Annotated in this window: 14 protein-coding genes; 7 read left to right on the top strand and 7 right to left on the bottom strand. The window is 74.6% G+C overall.

Features of this window, described 5'->3' with window-relative positions; translation table 11 throughout:
* Positions 1-48 precede the first annotated feature (48 nt).
* Together LG634_RS18160 and LG634_RS18155 are read left to right on the top strand one after the other, a co-directional pair.
* Positions 49-735 carry a response regulator transcription factor gene (locus LG634_RS18160; protein WP_226734897.1) on the top strand — a complete coding sequence of 229 codons (687 nt, stop codon included), beginning with the start codon at positions 49-51 and terminating at the stop codon, positions 733-735.
* Complete coding sequence (locus tag LG634_RS18155; RefSeq protein ID WP_226734896.1) at positions 732-2,132, top strand: sensor histidine kinase; 1,401 nt, start codon at positions 732-734, stop codon at positions 2,130-2,132. Before LG634_RS18160 ends, LG634_RS18155 begins: the two co-directional genes overlap by 4 nt.
* A 223-nt stretch (positions 2,133-2,355) precedes the next feature.
* On the opposite strand, the gene LG634_RS18150 is transcribed toward LG634_RS18155, so the two are convergent.
* Positions 2,356-4,575: an NADP-dependent isocitrate dehydrogenase gene (locus LG634_RS18150; RefSeq protein ID WP_226734895.1), complete on the bottom strand. Its 2,220-nt coding sequence runs from the start codon at positions 4,573-4,575 to the stop codon at positions 2,356-2,358.
* Between the two features lie 443 nt (positions 4,576-5,018).
* Here LG634_RS18150 and LG634_RS18145 point away from each other — a divergent pair, with 443 nt between their 5' ends.
* Both LG634_RS18145 and LG634_RS18140 read left to right on the top strand, forming a co-directional pair.
* Positions 5,019-7,085: a galactose-binding domain-containing protein gene (locus LG634_RS18145; protein WP_372482446.1), complete on the top strand. Its 2,067-nt coding sequence runs from the start codon at positions 5,019-5,021 to the stop codon at positions 7,083-7,085.
* A 45-nt stretch (positions 7,086-7,130) separates the two neighbouring features.
* The gene (locus LG634_RS18140; RefSeq protein WP_226734893.1) at positions 7,131-7,751 is read left to right on the top strand and encodes a TetR/AcrR family transcriptional regulator; all 621 of its coding nucleotides are present in this window, start codon (positions 7,131-7,133) and stop codon (positions 7,749-7,751) included.
* A 25-nt stretch (positions 7,752-7,776) separates the two neighbouring features.
* Here the strand turns inward: LG634_RS18140 and LG634_RS18135 are convergent, their stop codons facing one another.
* From LG634_RS18135 to LG634_RS18120, 4 genes are all read right to left on the bottom strand, one after another.
* Positions 7,777-8,151: a hypothetical protein gene (locus LG634_RS18135; protein WP_226734892.1), complete on the bottom strand. Its 375-nt coding sequence runs from the start codon at positions 8,149-8,151 to the stop codon at positions 7,777-7,779.
* A 68-nt stretch (positions 8,152-8,219) separates the two neighbouring features.
* Positions 8,220-9,407, bottom strand: a complete 1,188-nt coding sequence (locus LG634_RS18130) for an SCO0930 family lipoprotein (RefSeq protein WP_226734891.1) — start codon at positions 9,405-9,407, stop codon at positions 8,220-8,222.
* A gap of 100 nt (positions 9,408-9,507) precedes the next feature.
* Positions 9,508-11,013 carry an NADH-quinone oxidoreductase subunit NuoF family protein gene (locus LG634_RS18125; protein ID WP_226734890.1) on the bottom strand — a complete coding sequence of 502 codons (1,506 nt, stop codon included), beginning with the start codon at positions 11,011-11,013 and terminating at the stop codon, positions 9,508-9,510.
* The gene (locus LG634_RS18120) at positions 11,010-12,131 is read right to left on the bottom strand and encodes a hypothetical protein (protein WP_226734889.1); all 1,122 of its coding nucleotides are present in this window, start codon (positions 12,129-12,131) and stop codon (positions 11,010-11,012) included. Before LG634_RS18120 ends, LG634_RS18125 begins: the two co-directional genes overlap by 4 nt.
* Before the next feature lie 660 nt (positions 12,132-12,791).
* On the opposite strand from LG634_RS18120, the gene LG634_RS18115 reads away from it, so the two are divergent.
* Entirely contained in the window at positions 12,792-13,661 is an 870-nt protein-coding gene (locus tag LG634_RS18115) for a PucR family transcriptional regulator (RefSeq protein ID WP_226734888.1), read from the top strand.
* 100 nt (positions 13,662-13,761) lie between these two features.
* Here LG634_RS18115 and LG634_RS18110 read toward each other — a convergent pair whose 3' ends face one another.
* Positions 13,762-15,189: a DUF1996 domain-containing protein gene (locus LG634_RS18110; RefSeq protein WP_226734887.1), complete on the bottom strand. Its 1,428-nt coding sequence runs from the start codon at positions 15,187-15,189 to the stop codon at positions 13,762-13,764.
* Positions 15,190-15,195: 6 nt separating this feature from the next.
* Positions 15,196-15,846 (bottom strand): DUF4142 domain-containing protein, encoded by a 651-nt coding sequence (locus LG634_RS18105; protein WP_226734886.1) that lies wholly within the window; start codon positions 15,844-15,846, stop codon positions 15,196-15,198.
* A 283-nt stretch (positions 15,847-16,129) separates the two neighbouring features.
* Between LG634_RS18105 and dhaL the strand changes: the two genes are divergently transcribed.
* Together dhaL and LG634_RS18095 are read left to right on the top strand one after the other, a co-directional pair.
* Positions 16,130-16,762 carry a dihydroxyacetone kinase subunit DhaL gene (gene dhaL, locus LG634_RS18100; RefSeq protein ID WP_226734885.1) on the top strand — a complete coding sequence of 211 codons (633 nt, stop codon included), beginning with the start codon at positions 16,130-16,132 and terminating at the stop codon, positions 16,760-16,762.
* Positions 16,759-17,166 (top strand): PTS-dependent dihydroxyacetone kinase phosphotransferase subunit DhaM, encoded by a 408-nt coding sequence (locus tag LG634_RS18095; protein ID WP_226734884.1) that lies wholly within the window; start codon positions 16,759-16,761, stop codon positions 17,164-17,166. The genes dhaL and LG634_RS18095 overlap by 4 nt, the downstream gene beginning before the upstream one ends.
* The last annotated feature ends 18 nt before the right edge of the window (positions 17,167-17,184 follow it).

Here is a 17,184-nt window from a genome sequence, read left to right as displayed (position 1 = left end):
GCGGCGGTCTAAGAAGGTTCTAAGAGGTGGGTTTGGCAGGATTTGGGGATGCGGAAGCGGGTTCTGGTGGTTGATGACGAGGTTGAGGTGCGGGCGGCTGTGGTGGACGGGTTGGAGGTGGAGGGGTTCGAGGTGCGGGAGGCCGGGGACGGGCTGGAGGCGCTGTCCGCGGTGGCCGGGTGGCAGCCGGACGCGGTGGTGCTCGACGTGATGATGCCGGTGCTGGACGGGCTCGGGGTGTGCCGGCAGTTGCGGGCGGTCGGGGACCGGACGCCGGTGCTGGTGCTCACGGCACTGGATTCGGTCAGCGAGCGGGTGGACGGGCTGGAGGCGGGGGCGGACGACTACCTCGTCAAGCCGTTCGCTCTGGACGAGCTGGTGGCCCGGGTACGGGCGCTGCTGCGGCGGGCGGCGCCCGGGCCGGCCGAGGGGGGCGGGCCGCTGGTGTTCGGGGACCTGTCGCTGGATCCGGAGACGCGCACGGGGCGGCGCGGGGAGCGGCACCTGGAGTTCAGCCGGACCGAGGCGGCGCTGCTGGAGCTGCTGCTGCGGCATCCCGGGCAGGTGCTGCCGCGGGAGCTGATCCTGGAGCTGGTGTGGGGGCGTGACTTCGGTCCGGACTCCAACTCGCTGGCGGTGTACGTGGGTTATCTGCGGCGGAAGCTGGAGGCGGCGGGCGAGCCGCGGCTGGTGCGCACCGTGCACGGGGTCGGGTACCGGCTGGACGCGGCGTGACCGGGCGGGGTGCGCGGCGGCTCGGCGGGCGCTGGCGGCGGCGCGGGGCGCTGCGGACGCGGCTGGCGGTGGCGGCGACGGCGGCCGTCGCATGTGTGGTGGTGTGCGTGTGCACGGCGGCGTTCTTCATCGTCCGGTACGAGCTGTACCGGCAGCTCGACCTGAACCTGACGCAGTCGGCGCGGCTGGTCGCCCAGCAGAACCGGCGCGCGGGGCCGGGGGTGCTGGCCGGGGAGTGCCGGTTCCTCGCGGCGCCGGCCTGCGCACAGCTGGTGCCGGCCGCTGCCGTGCGGGATCCGCGCGAGCCGTACCTGCTGCCGGTGAGCGGGGCCGTACGCCGGGTCGCGGCAGGTGAACACCCGGGGTTCCGCAGCGACTTCACCCTGTCCGGGCATCCGGCGCGGATGCTGACCACGCCGTACGGGGACGGGCTGGCGCTCCAGGTGGCGCTGCGGGCCGACACCGTGGCGGAGGGGGTCGGGCAGGCGGCGTGGCTGCTGGTGCTGGTGGGGGCGGGCGGGGTGCTGCTGGCCGCCGTGCTGGGTTCGTGGGTGGCCCGTACCGGACTCGCGCCGGTGGCCCGGCTGACCGCGACGGCCGAGCGGATCACGGCGACCCGGGATCCGGGGCACCGGATCGAGCTGCCGCCGCCGGGGCGGGAGGACGAACTGACCCGACTGGCGGGCAGTTTCAACAGCATGCTGGACGAGCTGGAGCAGTCGGTGACGGCGCAGCGGCGGCTGGTCGCGGATGCGTCTCACGAGTTGCGGACACCGCTGACGGCACTGCGGACCAATGCCGAACTCCTCGCACGGGCCGATCGCCTGACGGAGGCTCAACGAACCCGGGCGGCGGGGGCGTTGGGGCGGCAGCTGCGGGAGGTGACGGGGCTCGTGAACGATCTGATCGAGCTGGCGCGGGACGAGGAGCCGCAGCCGCTGGTGGAGGACGTACGGGTGGCCGCGCTGGTGCAGCATGCGGTGGCGGCGGCCCGGACGCACTGGCCGGCCGTTCCGTTCGCGCTGGAGGTGGCGGACGGCGCAGCGGGGGCGGTGGTGCCGGGGGTGCCGGCCCGGCTCAGCCGGCTGCTGTCGAACCTGCTGGACAATGCGGCGAAGTTCAGCCCGGCGGGGTTGCCCGTGGAGGTCGGGCTGCGGTGTCCCGGCGGGGTGGCGGAGGTGACCGTACGGGATCACGGGCCGGGGATTGCGGCCGAGGACCTGCCGTACGTCTTCGACCGGTTCTACCGGGCGGGGTCGGCGCGGGCCCTGCCGGGGTCGGGGCTGGGGCTGGCGATGGCCCGGCAGATCGCGCAGGCGCACGGGGCGGTGCTGGTGGCGGAGCCGGCGGCCGGGGGTGGGGCGCTGTTCCGGGTGCGCTTCGCGGAGCGGGCCTGAGCGGGCCTGACGGGCCTGAGCGGGCCTGAGCGGGGGGCCTGGAGCCGAGCCCGGTCCGGAGGCCGAGCGGGTCCGGCTCCAGCCCCCGGGCTCCGCCGCGGCCCCCGGTCCTCAAACGCCGGACGGGCTGGACGCCCCCGCCCGGAAACGCCACCGGCGGGGCTGGACGGTCCAGCCCCGCCGGGTGGGTGGTGCGGGTTCGGGGGCGGGGCCCCCGGGAGGGTCAGGCGAGGGTCGCGAGGGCCTGGTTCAGGGTCGCGGACGGGCGCATGACGGCCTGGGCCTTGGTCACGTCGGGCTGGTAGTAGCCGCCGATGTCCACCGGGCTGCCCTGGACGGCGATGAGCTCGTCGACGATGACCTGCTCCTGCTCGGTCAGCGTCTTGGCGAGACCCGCGAAGGCCTCCGCGAGCTGCGCGTCGTCGGTCTGCTTGGCCAGCTCCTGGGCCCAGTACATGGCCAGGTAGAAGTGGCTGCCGCGGTTGTCGATGCCGCCGACGCGACGGGTCGGCGACTTGTCCTCGTTGAGGAAGGTGCCGGTGGCGCGGTCGAGGGTGTCGGCGAGGACCTGGGCGCGGGCGTTGCCCGTGGTGGTGGCCAGGTGCTCGAAGGAGGCGGCCAGGGCGAAGAACTCGCCGAGCGAGTCCCAGCGCAGGTAGTTCTCCTTGACGAGCTGCTGGACGTGCTTCGGGGCGGAGCCGCCGGCGCCGGTCTCGAACAGGCCGCCGCCCGCCATCAGCGGGACGACCGACAGCATCTTGGCGCTGGTGCCCAGCTCCAGGATCGGGAAGAGGTCGGTCAGGTAGTCACGGAGCACGTTGCCGGTGACGGAGATGGTGTCCTCGCCGCGGCGGATGCGCTCCAGGGAGAACTTGGTGGCCTCGACCGGGGCCAGGACCTTGATCTCCAGGCCCTCGGTGTCGTGCTGCGGCAGGTACGCGTTGACCTTGGCGATGAGCTGCGCGTCGTGGGCGCGGGTCTCGTCCAGCCAGAACACGGCCGGGGAGCCGGTGGCGCGGGCGCGGGTGACGGCGAGCTTGACCCAGTCCTGGATCGGCAGGTCCTTGGTCTGGCAGGCGCGGAAGATGTCGCCCTCGGCGACCTCCTGCTCCAGGACCGTGTTGCCCGCGGCGTCGACCAGGCGGACCGTGCCGGCGGCGGCGATCTCGAAGGTCTTGTCGTGGGAGCCGTACTCCTCGGCCTTCTGCGCCATCAGGCCGACGTTCGGGACGGAGCCCATGGTCGACGGGTCGAAGGCGCCGTGGGCGCGGCAGTCCTCGATGACGGCCTGGTAGACGCCCGAGTAGCTGCTGTCCGGGAGGACGGCGAGGGTGTCGGCCTCCTGGCCGTCCGGGCCCCACATGTGGCCGGAGGTGCGGATCATGGCCGGCATCGAGGCGTCGACGATGACGTCGGACGGCACGTGCAGGTTGGTGATGCCCTTGTCGGAGTCGACCATGGCGAGGGCCGGGCCCTCGGCGATCTCGGCGTCGAAGGAGGCCTTGATCTCGGCGCCGTTCGGGAGGGCGGCGAGGCCGTTCAGGACGGTGCCGAGGCCGTCGTTCGGGGACAGGCCGGCGGCGGCGAGGGTCTCGCCGTATGCGGCGAAGGTCTTCGGGAAGAAGGCGCGGACCACGTGGCCGAAGACGATCGGGTCGGAGACCTTCATCATCGTGGCCTTGAGGTGCACGGAGAACAGCACGCCCTCGGCCTTGGCGCGGGCGACCTGCTCGGCGAGGAAGGTGCGCAGGGCGGCGACGCGCATGACGGAGGCGTCGACGACCTCGCCGGCCAGGACCGGTACGGACTCCCGCAGCACGGTGGTGGTGCCGTCGGCGGCCACGTGCTCGATGCGCAGGGTGCCGGCCTCGGAGACGACCGTGGACTTCTCGGTGGAGCGGAAGTCCTCGGCACCCATGGTGGCGACGTTGGTCTTCGAGTCGGCGGTCCAGGCGCCCATGCGGTGCGGGTGGGCCTTGGCGTAGTTCTTGACCGAGCCGGGGGCGCGGCGGTCGGAGTTGCCCTCGCGGAGGACGGGGTTGACGGCGCTGCCCTTGATCTTGTCGTAGCGGGCGCGGACGTCCTCGTCCTTGTCCGTCTGCGGGTCGTCCGGGTAGTCCGGAAGGGCGTAGCCCTGGCCCTGCAGCTCGGCGACGGCGGCCTTCAGCTGCGGGATCGACGCCGAGACGTTCGGCAGCTTGATGATGTTGGCACCGGGGGTCTTGGCCAGCTCGCCGAGCTCGGCGAGGGCGTCGGCGATGCGCTGGCCCTCCTCCAGGTACTCGGGGAAGGCGGAGATGATCCGCCCGGCGAGGGAGATGTCCCGGGTCTCCACCTTCACGCCGGCCGTCGAGGCGTACGCCTGGACGACGGGCAGGAAGGAATGCGTCGCCAGGGCCGGGGCCTCGTCAGTGTGGGTATAGATGATGGTCGAGTCAGTCACCGGATCTCCGCTCCACGTCACGTCTGCAACATTGCTCGACATCAAGATATCTCGTGATCGAGGCGTTCCCGACAGGGGTGGGGCACTGGTGCGCGAACGGCGTGGCGACAGCGGGCCGGATCAGGCCCCGGGGGCGGGATCGGACCCCCACGAGACCTCCGCAGCGCCACGACTCCTTCACGGTGGGTGACGGCCCACCCGGGGTCGCGGGCGGGCCCGCACCCCTTCGCGACACGCGTCCTGACGTGGGCCTTGCACGAACCTGACGGAATGGCGGCAAAAATCCGACGGTGCATCAGGTCGGTTGTCCCGGACTCTTGACTCCGATGCCGGCAGTCGCGATTCTCGACACGCCGTTTGCGCCGGACATGACAATCACGCCATGCGGTCATGAGGCCGGACGGCTGGTCCCCCACCGTGCCGCCCCAACCGAGACGTGAGTGATGACCATGACTGCACCCCCACGCAGCAGGCGCCGCCCCCTTGTCCTTCTGACGCTGCTGCTCGCCCTGCTGGGCCTGTCCCTCGTCCCGGCGTCCGGAGCCGCGGCCGACCCGGGCTGGTGGACGCCCACCGCGCGGCCCGCGCCCGACTCCGAGATCGGCGTCACCGGCGAGCCCTTCAAGGGCACCGACGACAAGGGGCGGGTGCGCGGCTTCGTCGACGCCCATGACCACATCATGTCCAACGAGGGCTTCGGCGGCCGCCTGATCTGCGGCAAGCCCTTCTCCGACCAGGGCATCGCAGACGCCCTCAAGGACTGCCCCGAGCACTACCCGGACGGTTCGCTCGCCGTCTTCGACTTCATCACCAAGGGCGGCGACGGCAAGCACGACCCCGACGGCTGGCCCACCTTCAAGGACTGGCCGGCCCACGACTCGCTCACCCACCAGCAGAACTACTACGCGTGGATCGAGCGGGCCTGGCGCGGCGGCCAGCGCGTCCTCGTCAACGACCTCGTGACCAACGGCGTGATCTGCTCGGTCTACTTCTTCAAGGACCGCAGCTGCGACGAGATGACCGCCATCCGGCTGGAGGCGCAGAAGACGTACGACATGCAGGCGTACGTGGACAAGATGTACGGCGGAGCGGGCAAGGGCTGGTTCCGGATCGTCACCGACTCCGACCAGGCCCGCCAGGTGATCGAGCAGGGCAAGCTGGCCGTGGTCCTCGGCGTGGAGACCTCCGAGCCCTTCGGCTGCAAGCAGATCCTCGACATCGCCCAGTGCGGCAAGGCCGACATCGACCGGGGCCTCGACGAGCTGCACCGGATCGGCGTGCGCAGCATGTTCCTGTGCCACAAGTTCGACAACGCGCTGTGCGGCGTCCGCTTCGACTCCGGCGCGCTCGGTACGGCGATCAACGTGGGCCAGTTCCTGTCGACCGGCACCTTCTGGAAGACCGAGAAGTGCACCGGCCCGCAGCACGACAACCCGATCGGCCTGGCCGCCGCCCCGCAGGCGGCGAAGGAGCTGCCGGCCGGCGTGAGCGTGCCCACGTACGCCGCGGACGCGCAGTGCAACACCCGGGGGCTCACCGAACTCGGCGAGTACGCGGTCCGCGGGATGATGAAACGCAAGATGATGCTCGAAGTCGACCACATGAGCGTCAAGGCCGCGGGCCGGGCCTTCGACATCCTGGAGTCCGAGTCCTACCCCGGCGTGATCTCCTCGCACAGCTGGATGGATGCCGAGTGGACCGAGCGCCTGTACAAGCTCGGCGGCTTCGCCACCCAGTACATGAGCGGCGCCGAGGGCTTCAGCGCCGAGGCGAAGCGCACCGACGCCCTGCGGGACAAGTACAACGTGGGCTACGGCTACGGCACCGACATGAACGGCGTCGGCGGCTGGCCCGGCCCGCGCGGCGCGGACACCCCGAACCCTGTGAAGTATCCGTTCCGCAGCGCCGACGGCGGCTCCGTCATCGACAAGCAGACCACCGGGCAGCGGACCTGGAACATCAACACCGACGGCGCCTCGCACTACGGGCTCGTGCCCGACTGGATCGAGGACGTCCGGCTGGTCGGCGGCCAGGACGTGGTGGACGACCTGATGCGCGGGGCCGAGTCCTACCTCACCACCTGGGGCAACTCCGAGCGCCACAAGTCGGGCGTCAACCTCGCCACCGGCGCCGCGGCCGCGGCCTCGACCTCCGAGTGGTGGAACCCGTTCGTCAGCTACCAGCCCGGCCGGGCCGTCGACGGCGACTCGGGCACCCGCTGGGCGAGCGAGTGGAACGACAACCAGTGGCTGCGCATCGACCTCGGCTCCGCGAGCCTGGTCAAGCGCATCACCCTGGACTGGGAGACCGCGTACGGTCGGGCGTACCGGATCGAGGTGTCCACGGACGGCTCCGACTGGCGGACCGTGTGGTCCACCGAGGCCGGTGACGGCGGCCTCGACACGGCCCGGTTCACGGGCGTCACGGCGCGGTACGTACGCATCCAGGGGCTGCAGCGCGGCACCCAGTGGGGCTACTCGCTGCACGAGGTCGGCGTCTACAGCAGCTGACCGCCCGCGCGCACGACGGACGACCGCACGACGGAAAGGCGGACCATGGCACGCATGCCCTCGGCGGAGCGGCGCAGGCAGCTGACCGAGGCCGCGATCCGCGCGATGACCCGGGACGGGGTCGCGCAGACCACGACCCGGTCCATCGCCGCCGAGGCAGGCGTGTCCCTGAGCGTGTTCCACTACTGCTTCGACTCCAAGGAAGCACTGCTGGAATCCGTCATCACGACCATCACCGGGCACTACGTGACGATCGTGAAGGAGGCCATCCGCCCGCGCACCACCCTCCGGGAGACCGTGCGGGCCGGCTTCCGGGCGTACTGGGACCACGTGGCCGCCCATCCGGGCGAGCACCTGCTCACGTACGAGCTGACCCAGTACGCCCTCCGCCGGCCGGGCCTGGAACACCTGGCCCGCCGCCAGTACGAGCTGTACACCGCCACGTACGCACAGCTGATCGAACAGCTCCGCGACAGCGTGGAGTTCGAGCTCAGCGTGCCGGTGCAGGTGCTCGCCCGCTATCTTGCGGCGATGACCGACGGGCTGACCCTGAACCTGCTGGTCCTCGGCGACGACGCGGCCGCGGCGGCCGTCCTCGACATGATCGACGACCATGTCGCGGGGCTGGTCGTCGACGGGGCGCACAGCCCCGCGGCCGTGTCCTGACCGGTCGCGGCGGGGCGGCAGCCGGTCACGGCGGGGCGCTGCCGTGGTGGGCGCTGCCGTGGTGGGCGCCGCCCTCGACGGTGCCGCCCAGCCGGGCCCGTACCGCGTCGAGGGCGCCGGGGTGCTGGGCGACGAGCACCCACCGGTCGCCGACGAGGTAACTCCCGCCGTACGCCCGGGCCTCCGTCAGCCAGGCCTGCTCCCCGGCCGGGGTCGCGAAGGTCAGCAGCCGGTACGCGCCCTCCCCGGTGCGGCAGGCTCCCTCGCGCAGCTCTCCTGCATCCGTGACCACTTCGGGGGTGCAGGGGACGGCCGAGGCGAGCGGTTCGAGGGGCGGGGGGCCGGGCACGGCCCGGGGGCCGCCCCCGGCCGAGCAGGCCGTGAGCAACACGGCGGCCACGCACAGGAGTCCGGCCGTACGCGGCACCGCCGTGCGAGGGCCGGCGGGGAACACGGCTCCGGGGCTCACTACTTGCCGGCCTTCTTGCCGTTCTCCTTGACCGCCCACCACACACCGTCCTTCCCCTGCCCGTTCACGTCGCCGGGGCGGGTGTCGCCGGTGTACGTGTAGAGGAGCCAGCAGTCGACGGCGAGCTGCTTGGAACCGTCGGGCCGGGTGAAGGAGTTGACCAGTGCGGGGTCGACGCCGACGACCCGGTCGCGGTCGACGGGCGGTGCGGGCTTCCAGACGTCGAGGCAGGGTCCGGTGCAGCGCGTCTTCATCGGCCAGGCGCTGTCCTTGTCGAAGCGGTAGAGGGTACGGCCCTTCCCGTCGACCAGGATCGTGCCGAGGGCGGAGTTCTGCCGGGCGGCCAGCCCGGGGGCCGGGTCGGCGGAGGGCTCGGCGGCCGGGGCGGGGTCGGCGGCCCGGCGGGCGGCCGCACCGGCCGCGGGCTTGCCGTCCGCGCCGAGGGCGTGCCAGGTGCCGCCGACACCCTCGCCCTTGGCCTCGCCGGGCTTGGTGTCGGGGGCGTACCGGTAGACGGGCCAGCCGGCGAGGGTCAGCTGCCGGGTGCCGTCGCCGCGGACCACCTCGCCCAGGAGCCCGGGGTCGATGACCGAGCCCGCGGTGGCGTCGTCGGCGGGCACCGGCGGCCATGTGGTGGCGCAGGAGCCCTCGCAGTCGGACGCGGGCGGATTGGCGGTGTCCTTGTCGAAGCGGTAGAGGGTGAAGCCGCGGCTGTCGGTGACGGTGGGGCCGACGTCGGCGATGTCGCGGACGGCGAGCTGCCTGGCCGGCTCCCGCTTGGCCTGACTGCCGCCGGAACCCCCGGAGTCGGCGGCGTCTCCGTAGCCTCCGTCGCTGCCGTAGCCGGCGCCGCTGCCGGCCGGGGCGCTGCCGGCGGCGCTCTGCACCAGCGTCTTGCCGTCGTCCGCGCCGCAGCCCGCCGCGAGGAGGACGGCCGCCGTGGTGACGGCGGCCCAGGCGAGGCGGCGGCCGCCGGGGAGGGTCCGGCGGGCGGTGGTATGCAGGTGCCGGTACCGGGCGTCCCGGCTCGGATCGAGGTCTGCGTTCGGGTCCCCACCCGGGATCGGGGCCGCGCTCCGGTTCGGGTTCGGGATCGGGTTCCGGCTCGGGGCCGCGCTCCGGGTCCGGTTCGGGATCGGGTTCCGGCTCGGGACCGCGCTCCGGGTCCGGTTCGGGTTCCGGTTCATGTTCGCCACTCCTTGGTCGGGTCTGGTCGGATGTGATCGGGTGTCGGTCGTCCCGAGCCGGTGCGCCGTGGCGGACCGGCCGGGCCGCCGGGTGGGGAGGTCAGTCCTGGATGCGCAGGGCGAGGGCCGGGCAGCGCCGGACCGCGCGGACCGCCTGGCCGCGCTGCCGGCCGGGCACCGGCATGACGGCCCGGGCCGGGTAGCCGTCGGCGCCGAGTTCCACGACGCCGGGGACGATGTCGGCGCACAGCCCGTGGCCCTGGCAGAGCGTCCAGTCGACCATCAGGGCCTCGGTCCGCGGCCGCCGCGCCACCGCGGGCGCCGCGGCGGCGGGCAGGGCCGGCAGGGCGGGCCGGTCGGGCACGGGCACCGGCAGCGCCCCGAGGACGGGCCGGCCGCAGCCGGCGCCGGCCGCGTGGGCGGCGAACTCCTCGGGGAACGCGGCCGCAGCCGAGGCCACGAACCGGGCGGTCCCGTCGGGGTGGCTGCACGCACCTCGGCCGACCACCGCACCCATGGCGCGGTCCAAGGCCTCCAACGAGGCCCTGCCGCCGCCGCGTTCGACCTCGGCGAGGACGTCGGCGACCGCGGGCAGCCCGAGGAAGCACGGCCCGCACTGCCCGGCCGTCTCGCCGGCCAGCCAGCGCGCGACCCGCAGGGTCTCCCCCAGCGGGCAGGTGTCCGGCGGCAGCGGCAGGACGGCGCCGGCTCCGAACGCGGCCCCCAGCCCGTCGAGGGACTCGCGCGAGACCAGGGCCCGCGCCACGTCCTGCCGGGCCAGCCACTTGCCGTGGTAGCCGCCGGTCAGGACGCCCTGCCCGGCGTCGAGCCCGCACAGCCGCAGCACGTAGGGCAGCGGCACGCCGGTCGGGGTCTCGACCACCCAGGTGCCGGCCACCGTCAGCAGCACGGTGCCGGGTTCGGCGGGCAGGCCGGTCTCGCGGAACGGCAGGGCGCCGAGCCGGGCGGCCACCGCCAGCTGGGCGAAGGTCTCGGTGTTCGACAGCAGGGTCGGCAGCCCGCCCAGGCCGCTCTCGCTGGTGCGGATCCGGCGCCCCGAAGGGAGCGCGGCGGCGCCGCCGAGTCCGGCCACGACGGCCGAGCCCTCGCCCGCGACGAATCTGTCCGGGAGCTGTTCGACGCGCACCCGGCGGGCGTCGGGGCCGCGTTCGGCCACGGCGGCCCGCACCGAGCGGGCCACGTCGGCGCGGTGGACGGCGACGGCCACCTCCGAGGCGCCGAGGGCGGCCGCCGCCAGCAGCGCGCCGTCGAGCACCAGGTGCGGGGCGTACAGCAGCAGGGCGGTGTCCTTGAGGCAACTCGGCTCCCCCTCGCTGCCGTTGACGACGACGGCGGTACGGGCCACCGCCCGGTCCGCGGCCGCCGTGATGACGGCCTGGAGCTTGCGGGCGAAGGGGAAGCCGGCCCCGCCGCGGCCCCGCAGCCCGGTGTCCTCGGCGAGTGCGACCAGTTCCTCGGGGCGCAGCCGGGGCAGTGAGCCGTGCACGGTCAGGTGTGCGACCCGGTCCAGCCGGCCGGCCCGGTCCAGCCCGGCGAACAGCCGGGGCGCGCCGACCGCGGCGAGCGCCGGCAGCGCCGCGCTCACCAGGGTCCTCCCCCGGCCGTGGCCGCCCCGAGCGGCTCGCCCCGGGACCCGCCGGAGAACGGCGGACCGGCGGGCACGGGCGGCAGAACCGGCATCGGCGGCACGACGGGCACGGCCGGTGCCACGGGCAGCCCGACGGGCCCTGCGGACACGGGCGGCACGGCGGGCATCGCCGGTACGGCGGGTTCGAGGGGCCTGACCGGGCCGGGCGGCCCGTACGGCACGACCGGGCCGGGCGGCGGCGCGTACGGGTCGAACGGTACGGACGGCCCGGGCGGGGCGGCGAGGACGACGGGCATGCGCTGGGTGGTCTCGGGGTCCGGCACGGGCCGGGGGTCCTGCGGGGGCCGGGCCGGCGGCGGCGGAGGTGCCGGCACCCGGTCGGCGCGCAGCCGGAGCAGGAGCGCGACGGCGGCGCCGGCGAGTGCCAGGGCGTAGCCGGCCGTGACCCAACCGGCCGCTGGCCGGCCGGACTTGAGGCCGTGCAGCAGGGCGGCGCCCCAGGCCGGGTAGGCGGCCATGTGCAGGGCGCGCCACCACCGGGACCGCTGCCGGGAGGCGCCGCCGGCGGCGAACCGGCTGCGGACCGCGCCGGTCACGGCGACCGCGAGGAACATGTAGCCGGCCAGGGTGCCGAGGCCCAGCAGGACCGGGCGGCCCGGGTCGGCGAACGGGACGGCCGCCGCGGTGGGGCCGATCCGCTGCTCGGCCACCTTCACCGCGATGTGCAGGGCGAGGAAGCCGAGTCCGGCGAGCGCGAGCCCGCGGTGGACTCCCTGGGCGAGGATCCGGTGCGCGGAGCGCAGCAGCCGCCGGTCGGTGGCGGCCAGTCCCCACAGCACGGTGGCGGTGAGGGACACCAGGGCGAGGACCCCGGCTCCGTGGTCGAGGAAGGCCCAGAGCCGGCCGTAGGCGCCGGCGTCGGCGGCGATCAGGAGGAAGAGCAGCAGGGCGACGCCGAGGGCGTACGCCCTCAGGTGGCGCGGGCGGTGCGGGCGGGCCCGGGTGCGGGCGCGGGCCGGCGGGTGCCGGTGGTCTGCCGCCGGTGCGGGTCCGGAGTGGCGCCCCTTGCGGTGTGTTCCCCGTAACCGGGCCACCTGCTGAGGGGAGATGGGCATGGGATGCCTCCCGTTGACGCGAGCGCGCGGGCATCGGGCCGCTGCGGCGAGTCGCATCGGGTCGCTCTGGACTCAGCAGCCTCGCCGAAGTTCACCGGACCCCCCGGTGATTTATCGAAACATGACAAGTTCTGGTGAGCGCGGGTCGAACACCGGCGGAGCCCCGGCATGATCCCCCGCAAACATCCCGGAGGCAAAGAGACCACAAAGCTCCGGCGGGATGGGGGAACCTTCGCGAGGCTGCGGAGGACCGGGGGGAAGGTCTCGACCCACCAAGAACTAGGTGACATGTACGAACTGGTGAACCGCATACGGTCACGCCAGCAGAGCGAGGCGGCACGCGTTCCGCGGCACGTCCTCACCTCCCTGGCGGAGACCCTCATGGTGGAACTTGAGCGAGTCATTCCAGGATTTGCAAACCTGATGGAGGAATCCGACCGCGAACTGATCAAAAAGCGGATCGAACAGTCACTCAGGAACGCACTCGGTCGCACCGGCCCCCCGGCCAGGCCCGGACCGGAGTGCACGGACGCGCCCGGGGCCCCGACCGCCGCAAAGGCCGGGCCCGAGGACGCTCAGCAGGCCGGGCCCGCCGCCCCCGGCAGGGCCGCAACCACCCCCTGTGGCCCGCCCGGTGCACCGCCCGGCCCCCTTTCCCCCGTGGCCGAAACCTTTCCACCTGCGACCGCCGAGGAAGCCCGGCGCGAGCTGTTCGAGGTGCTGGCCGCCGGCGCACCCGGGTCCGGTACCCCGCTGCCCGAACTGTCCCGGCTGGCCGGCTGGCCGCTGCCGGAGACCGTGCAGGCGGTGGCGCTCGTGACCCCGGGCGAGGCCCCGCAGCTCACCGCGCTCGGCGACACCCTGGTCGGCGCGGTGGGCGAGGAGCTGTGCCTGCTGATCCCCGACCCGGAACGGCTCGCCGGCGAGGGCCGCGAACCGGACGGCGGGGACGACCCGGACGGCCGGGCGCTGCTGAACGCGGCGCTGCGCGGCCGGACGGCGGCCGTCGGCCATGTCGTCCCGCTGTACGACGCGGCCTCGTCGGTGCGCTGGGCCCGGCGGCTCCTGGCCATGACGCCGGCCCGCAGCGGGGCCGAGTGCAGGGCCGTGTTCGTGGACGACAACCTGTCGGGCCTGCTGCTGATGCAGGACGAGTCCCTGACCCGGGCGCTGGCCGCCCGCCGGCTCCGGCCGCTGGCCGACCTCACCCCCCGCCAGAGCGAGCGGCTGGAGATGACCCTCCTGGCCTGGCTCGAAGGCGGCGGCGCGCCGGAGGCCGCGAAGGCGCTCCAGGTGCACCCGCAGACCGTCCGCTACCGGCTGCGCCAGATCGAGCGCCTCTTCGGTCCGGGCCTGCGCGATCCGGGGACCCGTTTCGAGCTCGAAATGGCGCTTCGGGCACGCCGGTTGGCGGCGCAGGTGGAGCGGGCCCGGCGGCAGTACTCCCGGCTGCTGCGCGCGCCGCGCGGGCTGCGCGGCGGCCTGCGGGCTCCCGGTGTGTCCAAGGAGGCGCGCGTCAACGGACTGTGACGTGCCGTCACGCACGGAGGGCCGCCGGACGGGGTTCCGTCCGGCGGCCCTCCTTCGGCAACCGGGCCCGGGTCGGGGAGGAGACCCGGGCCCGGGCGGTTCAGCGACAGCGCCGCCCGCTGTTGATGCAGTCCACGGCCTGCCGCATCAGCCCGTCCCGCATCACGTTGATGAAATCGCCGTGGTCCGTGACGGGTTTGTGGAGCTGTTCGGGGAAGCTGTCCACCGCGAACGGCGCGGACCGGCCCCCGCCGGGAACCGCGTACACGATCCGCTGGACGAGCTGCGGAACGGCCCGGAAGCCGCGCGGGCAGCGGCCGTCGGCCTGCGCGAACGCCACGTGCGTACGGTGGTTGGCGCTGTCGGTGTCGCGGCCGTTCCAGCAGCTCTGGAAGGAGAAGGTGCGCACCACGTCGCTGCCGGACGGGCACAGCGGGTACTTGGCGCGCAGCTGCCGGTCCTCGAAACCGGTGCAGCTCCACGAGGCGTTGGCGTTGGCCGTGCCGTTGGTGAAGGCCTTCGCGTCGCCGGTGATGATGCGCAGGAACCGCGGCATGGCGGTCACCCGGCCCGCCGGGCTGCCGACGAAGGTGATCGACACCTCCTTCGGCGTCAGGATCGTCCCGGAGTTGCCCTCGGTGCCGCCGCCGGGCGCGTCGGCGTCCCGCTCCCGCCGCCCGTCCTGGAGCCGGAGCACCGGCCAGTAGTAGGTGGACTGGTCGCCGTTGGCGCAGGTGGTTCCGGCGGCCGCGAGGCTGTCGTTGGTGGCGAACGCGTCCGAGGCGCGGTTGCCGACGTAGTCGTGCATGTGGTGGGCGCCGTTGGAGACGCCGGGGGCGACGATCACGTTGTCCGAGTTGAACCGGCCCTCCCGGTTGGTGCCGCAGCGGGACCGGAAGCTGCCGGTGGAGGCGTTGCGCTGCCGCGGGGGCCGGTTGACGTTGGGGCGTACGTTCCTGATGTCGACGAAGTCCGACCGCGCGGGCGCGTTCCCGGAGGCGTTGCCGCTGCCCCGGTCACCGCTCCGGCCGCTGCCGGCGGCGTCCGCGGACACGTTCCCCGCCGGCTGCGGTCCCGGGGTGATGCGGCAGCCGCTCAGGCCCTCCAGCCCGGCGGGACGGGCCGCCCCGCCGCGGGCGATGGCGTCCGCGACCCCCGCGACGGCCGTGGCCCGCCGGTCGCGCAGCCCGGCGAGCACCTGCCGGCCGGCGCCGGGATCCCGTACCAGCGCCTGGTAGGCGTCTGCGGTCTGGGCGTCCATCCGGGCGAGCAGCCGGTCCACCTCGGCGCGGGCGGGCGCCGGCACCTCGCGCAGCCGGTCGCCGACGTCCGGGCAGTCGACCGTGCCGGACCAGGCCGCCGCGGCCGCGGTGCCAGGCCCGGACCCGTCGGTCCCGCCCGCCCCGGGCGGGGCTCCGGAGGCGTGGGCGGCGACCAGCGCCGTCCCCGCTCCGCCGAGGACCAGTACGGCGGCCCAAGCGGCGGTCTTGTTCCTGAGCCGGCCGCGCGTGTGGCGTCGAGGGCTCATCGCGGATCACCTGCCTTTGCTGAGGGCGTCGTAATCGACCAGCCCGGTGTCCTCCAGGACCGTGATGTGGTCGAGCACGACGGAATTGGTGACGGTGGCCAGGGACCTGACCATCGCGTTGCGGCTGTTCGCCCGGACCTGTGCGACCAGCGCGAAGACCTTGCCGTGGGCGGCCCGCAGCAGGTTCGCGAACAGCTGCTCGTACCGTTCGCCGCGGGCCGTGTGCAGCTGGTCCAGCCAGCCCTGCTGCTCGGCGTTCGGCCGGTCCGGGAGCGGGATGTCCAGCACCTCGCCGGTCTTCAGGGCCCGGCGGTCCAGCTCGGTGTGCCCCATCACGAGGTGCTCCCCCGCGGTCCGCACGGACTCGCGGCCGCCGCGCTGCATCGCCTCCCGCCCGGCCGGCAGCTCCCACAGCCCGGCCAGCCGGACCCGCCGTACGAAGTCCCGGTCCTGCGGGGTGAGCGGACCGTACGGGGTGCTGACCGTGCCCCGGCCGTCGTCCGTGAACGGCGCGCCGGCGGCGGCCTGCCCCCGGGTCTGCCCGAACGAGTGAACGGGGACCAGCAGGGCGGCCAGGGTCGCGGCGAGCGCACCGACGACCAGGAGAGTGCCGACACCGCGGCCCGAGGTGAGGGTTCTGCGGACGGACGGACGCACCGGTTCCTCCTTGTGCCAGGGGGGAGTTCGGGGGCGGTTCCCGGGGGTGGCACGGGACGCTAATGCCGGGCCGGGGGTGCGGCCCGCCTCTCATCGGCCCCCGACAAAGACCGGCCCGGCCGCCCCGGCGGCTGCTACCCTGCGCGGCCCGCGGCCCGCCGCTGCTGCCCGCCACTGCGGTACGCCGGACCCGCGGTTCGCCGCCCCTGCACGGTGCCCGGTCCGTACGCTGGCCCGGGACGGCGGGTCCCGATGCGGGCAAGGGCGGCGTAGGAGGCGGCAGGTGCGCGACGCGGAGTTCTTCCGGCGCTGGATGGCGGCGGCCACGGCGGCCGTCGACCGCGAGGCGGCCCGGCTGACGGAGCTCGACTCCCCCATCGGGGACGCCGACCACGGCGCCAACCTGCAGCGCGGCTTCACCGCGGTGCTGGCCGCCCTGGAGGCGGACCCGCCGGACCATCCGGGCGGGGTGCTGCAACTGGCGGGCCGGACCCTGATCTCGACCGTCGGCGGAGCCTCCGGACCGCTGTACGGGACCCTGCTCCGGCGCGCCGGGAAGGAGCTGGGCGAGGCCGCCGAGGTCGGCGACGACGAGCTGCGGCGGGCCCTGTACGCGGGGGTGGGCGCGGTGGCGCAGCTCGGCGGGGCGGCGCCCGGCGACAAGACGATGCTGGACGCGCTGGTGCCGGGAGTGGCCGCACTGAGCACGTCGTACCGGGCCGCCCGGGACGCGGCGGAGCACGGGGCGCTGGCGACCGTGCCGCTGCGGGCCCGCAAGGGCCGGGCCGGCTACCTGGGCGAACGGAGCATCGGCCACGAGGACCCGGGCGCGGCCTCGTCGGCGCTGCTGCTGGCGGCGCTCGCGGACGTGGCGGAGGCGGCGGCCGCCGAAGACGCGGCGGGCGGTGCGGCATGACCGGGCCGCTGGTCGGGATCGTGCTGGTGTCGCACAGTGCGCGGGTGGCCGAGTCGGTCGCGGAACTGGCGCAGGGGCTCGCCGCGGGCGGCCCGCCGGTGCCGCTGGCGACGGCGGGCGGGACGCTCGACGGCGGGCTCGGCACCAGCGCGGAGCTGATCGTCGCGGCCGCCCGCGCCGTGGACCGCGGCGCGGGCGTGGCCCTGCTGGCCGACCTGGGCAGTTCGGTCCTCACCGTCAAGGCCCTGCTCGCGGAGGAGGGCGAACTCCCGGCGGGCGCCCTGCTGATCGACGCGCCGTTCGTGGAGGGCGCGGTGTCCGCGCTGGTGACCGCCTCGGCGGGGGCGGACCTGGCAGCGGTGGCCGCCTCGGCCGCGGAGGCGTACGCGTACCGCAAGGTCTGACGCGGCCCGCGCGGGCCG

Origin of the sequence: Streptomyces bambusae (assembly GCF_020532645.1) — a bacterium.
Lineage (GTDB): Bacteria > Actinomycetota > Actinomycetes > Streptomycetales > Streptomycetaceae > Streptomyces > Streptomyces bambusae.
Note: the sequence above shows the minus strand (reverse complement) of the source record. Positions and strands in the feature narration are given on the sequence as shown.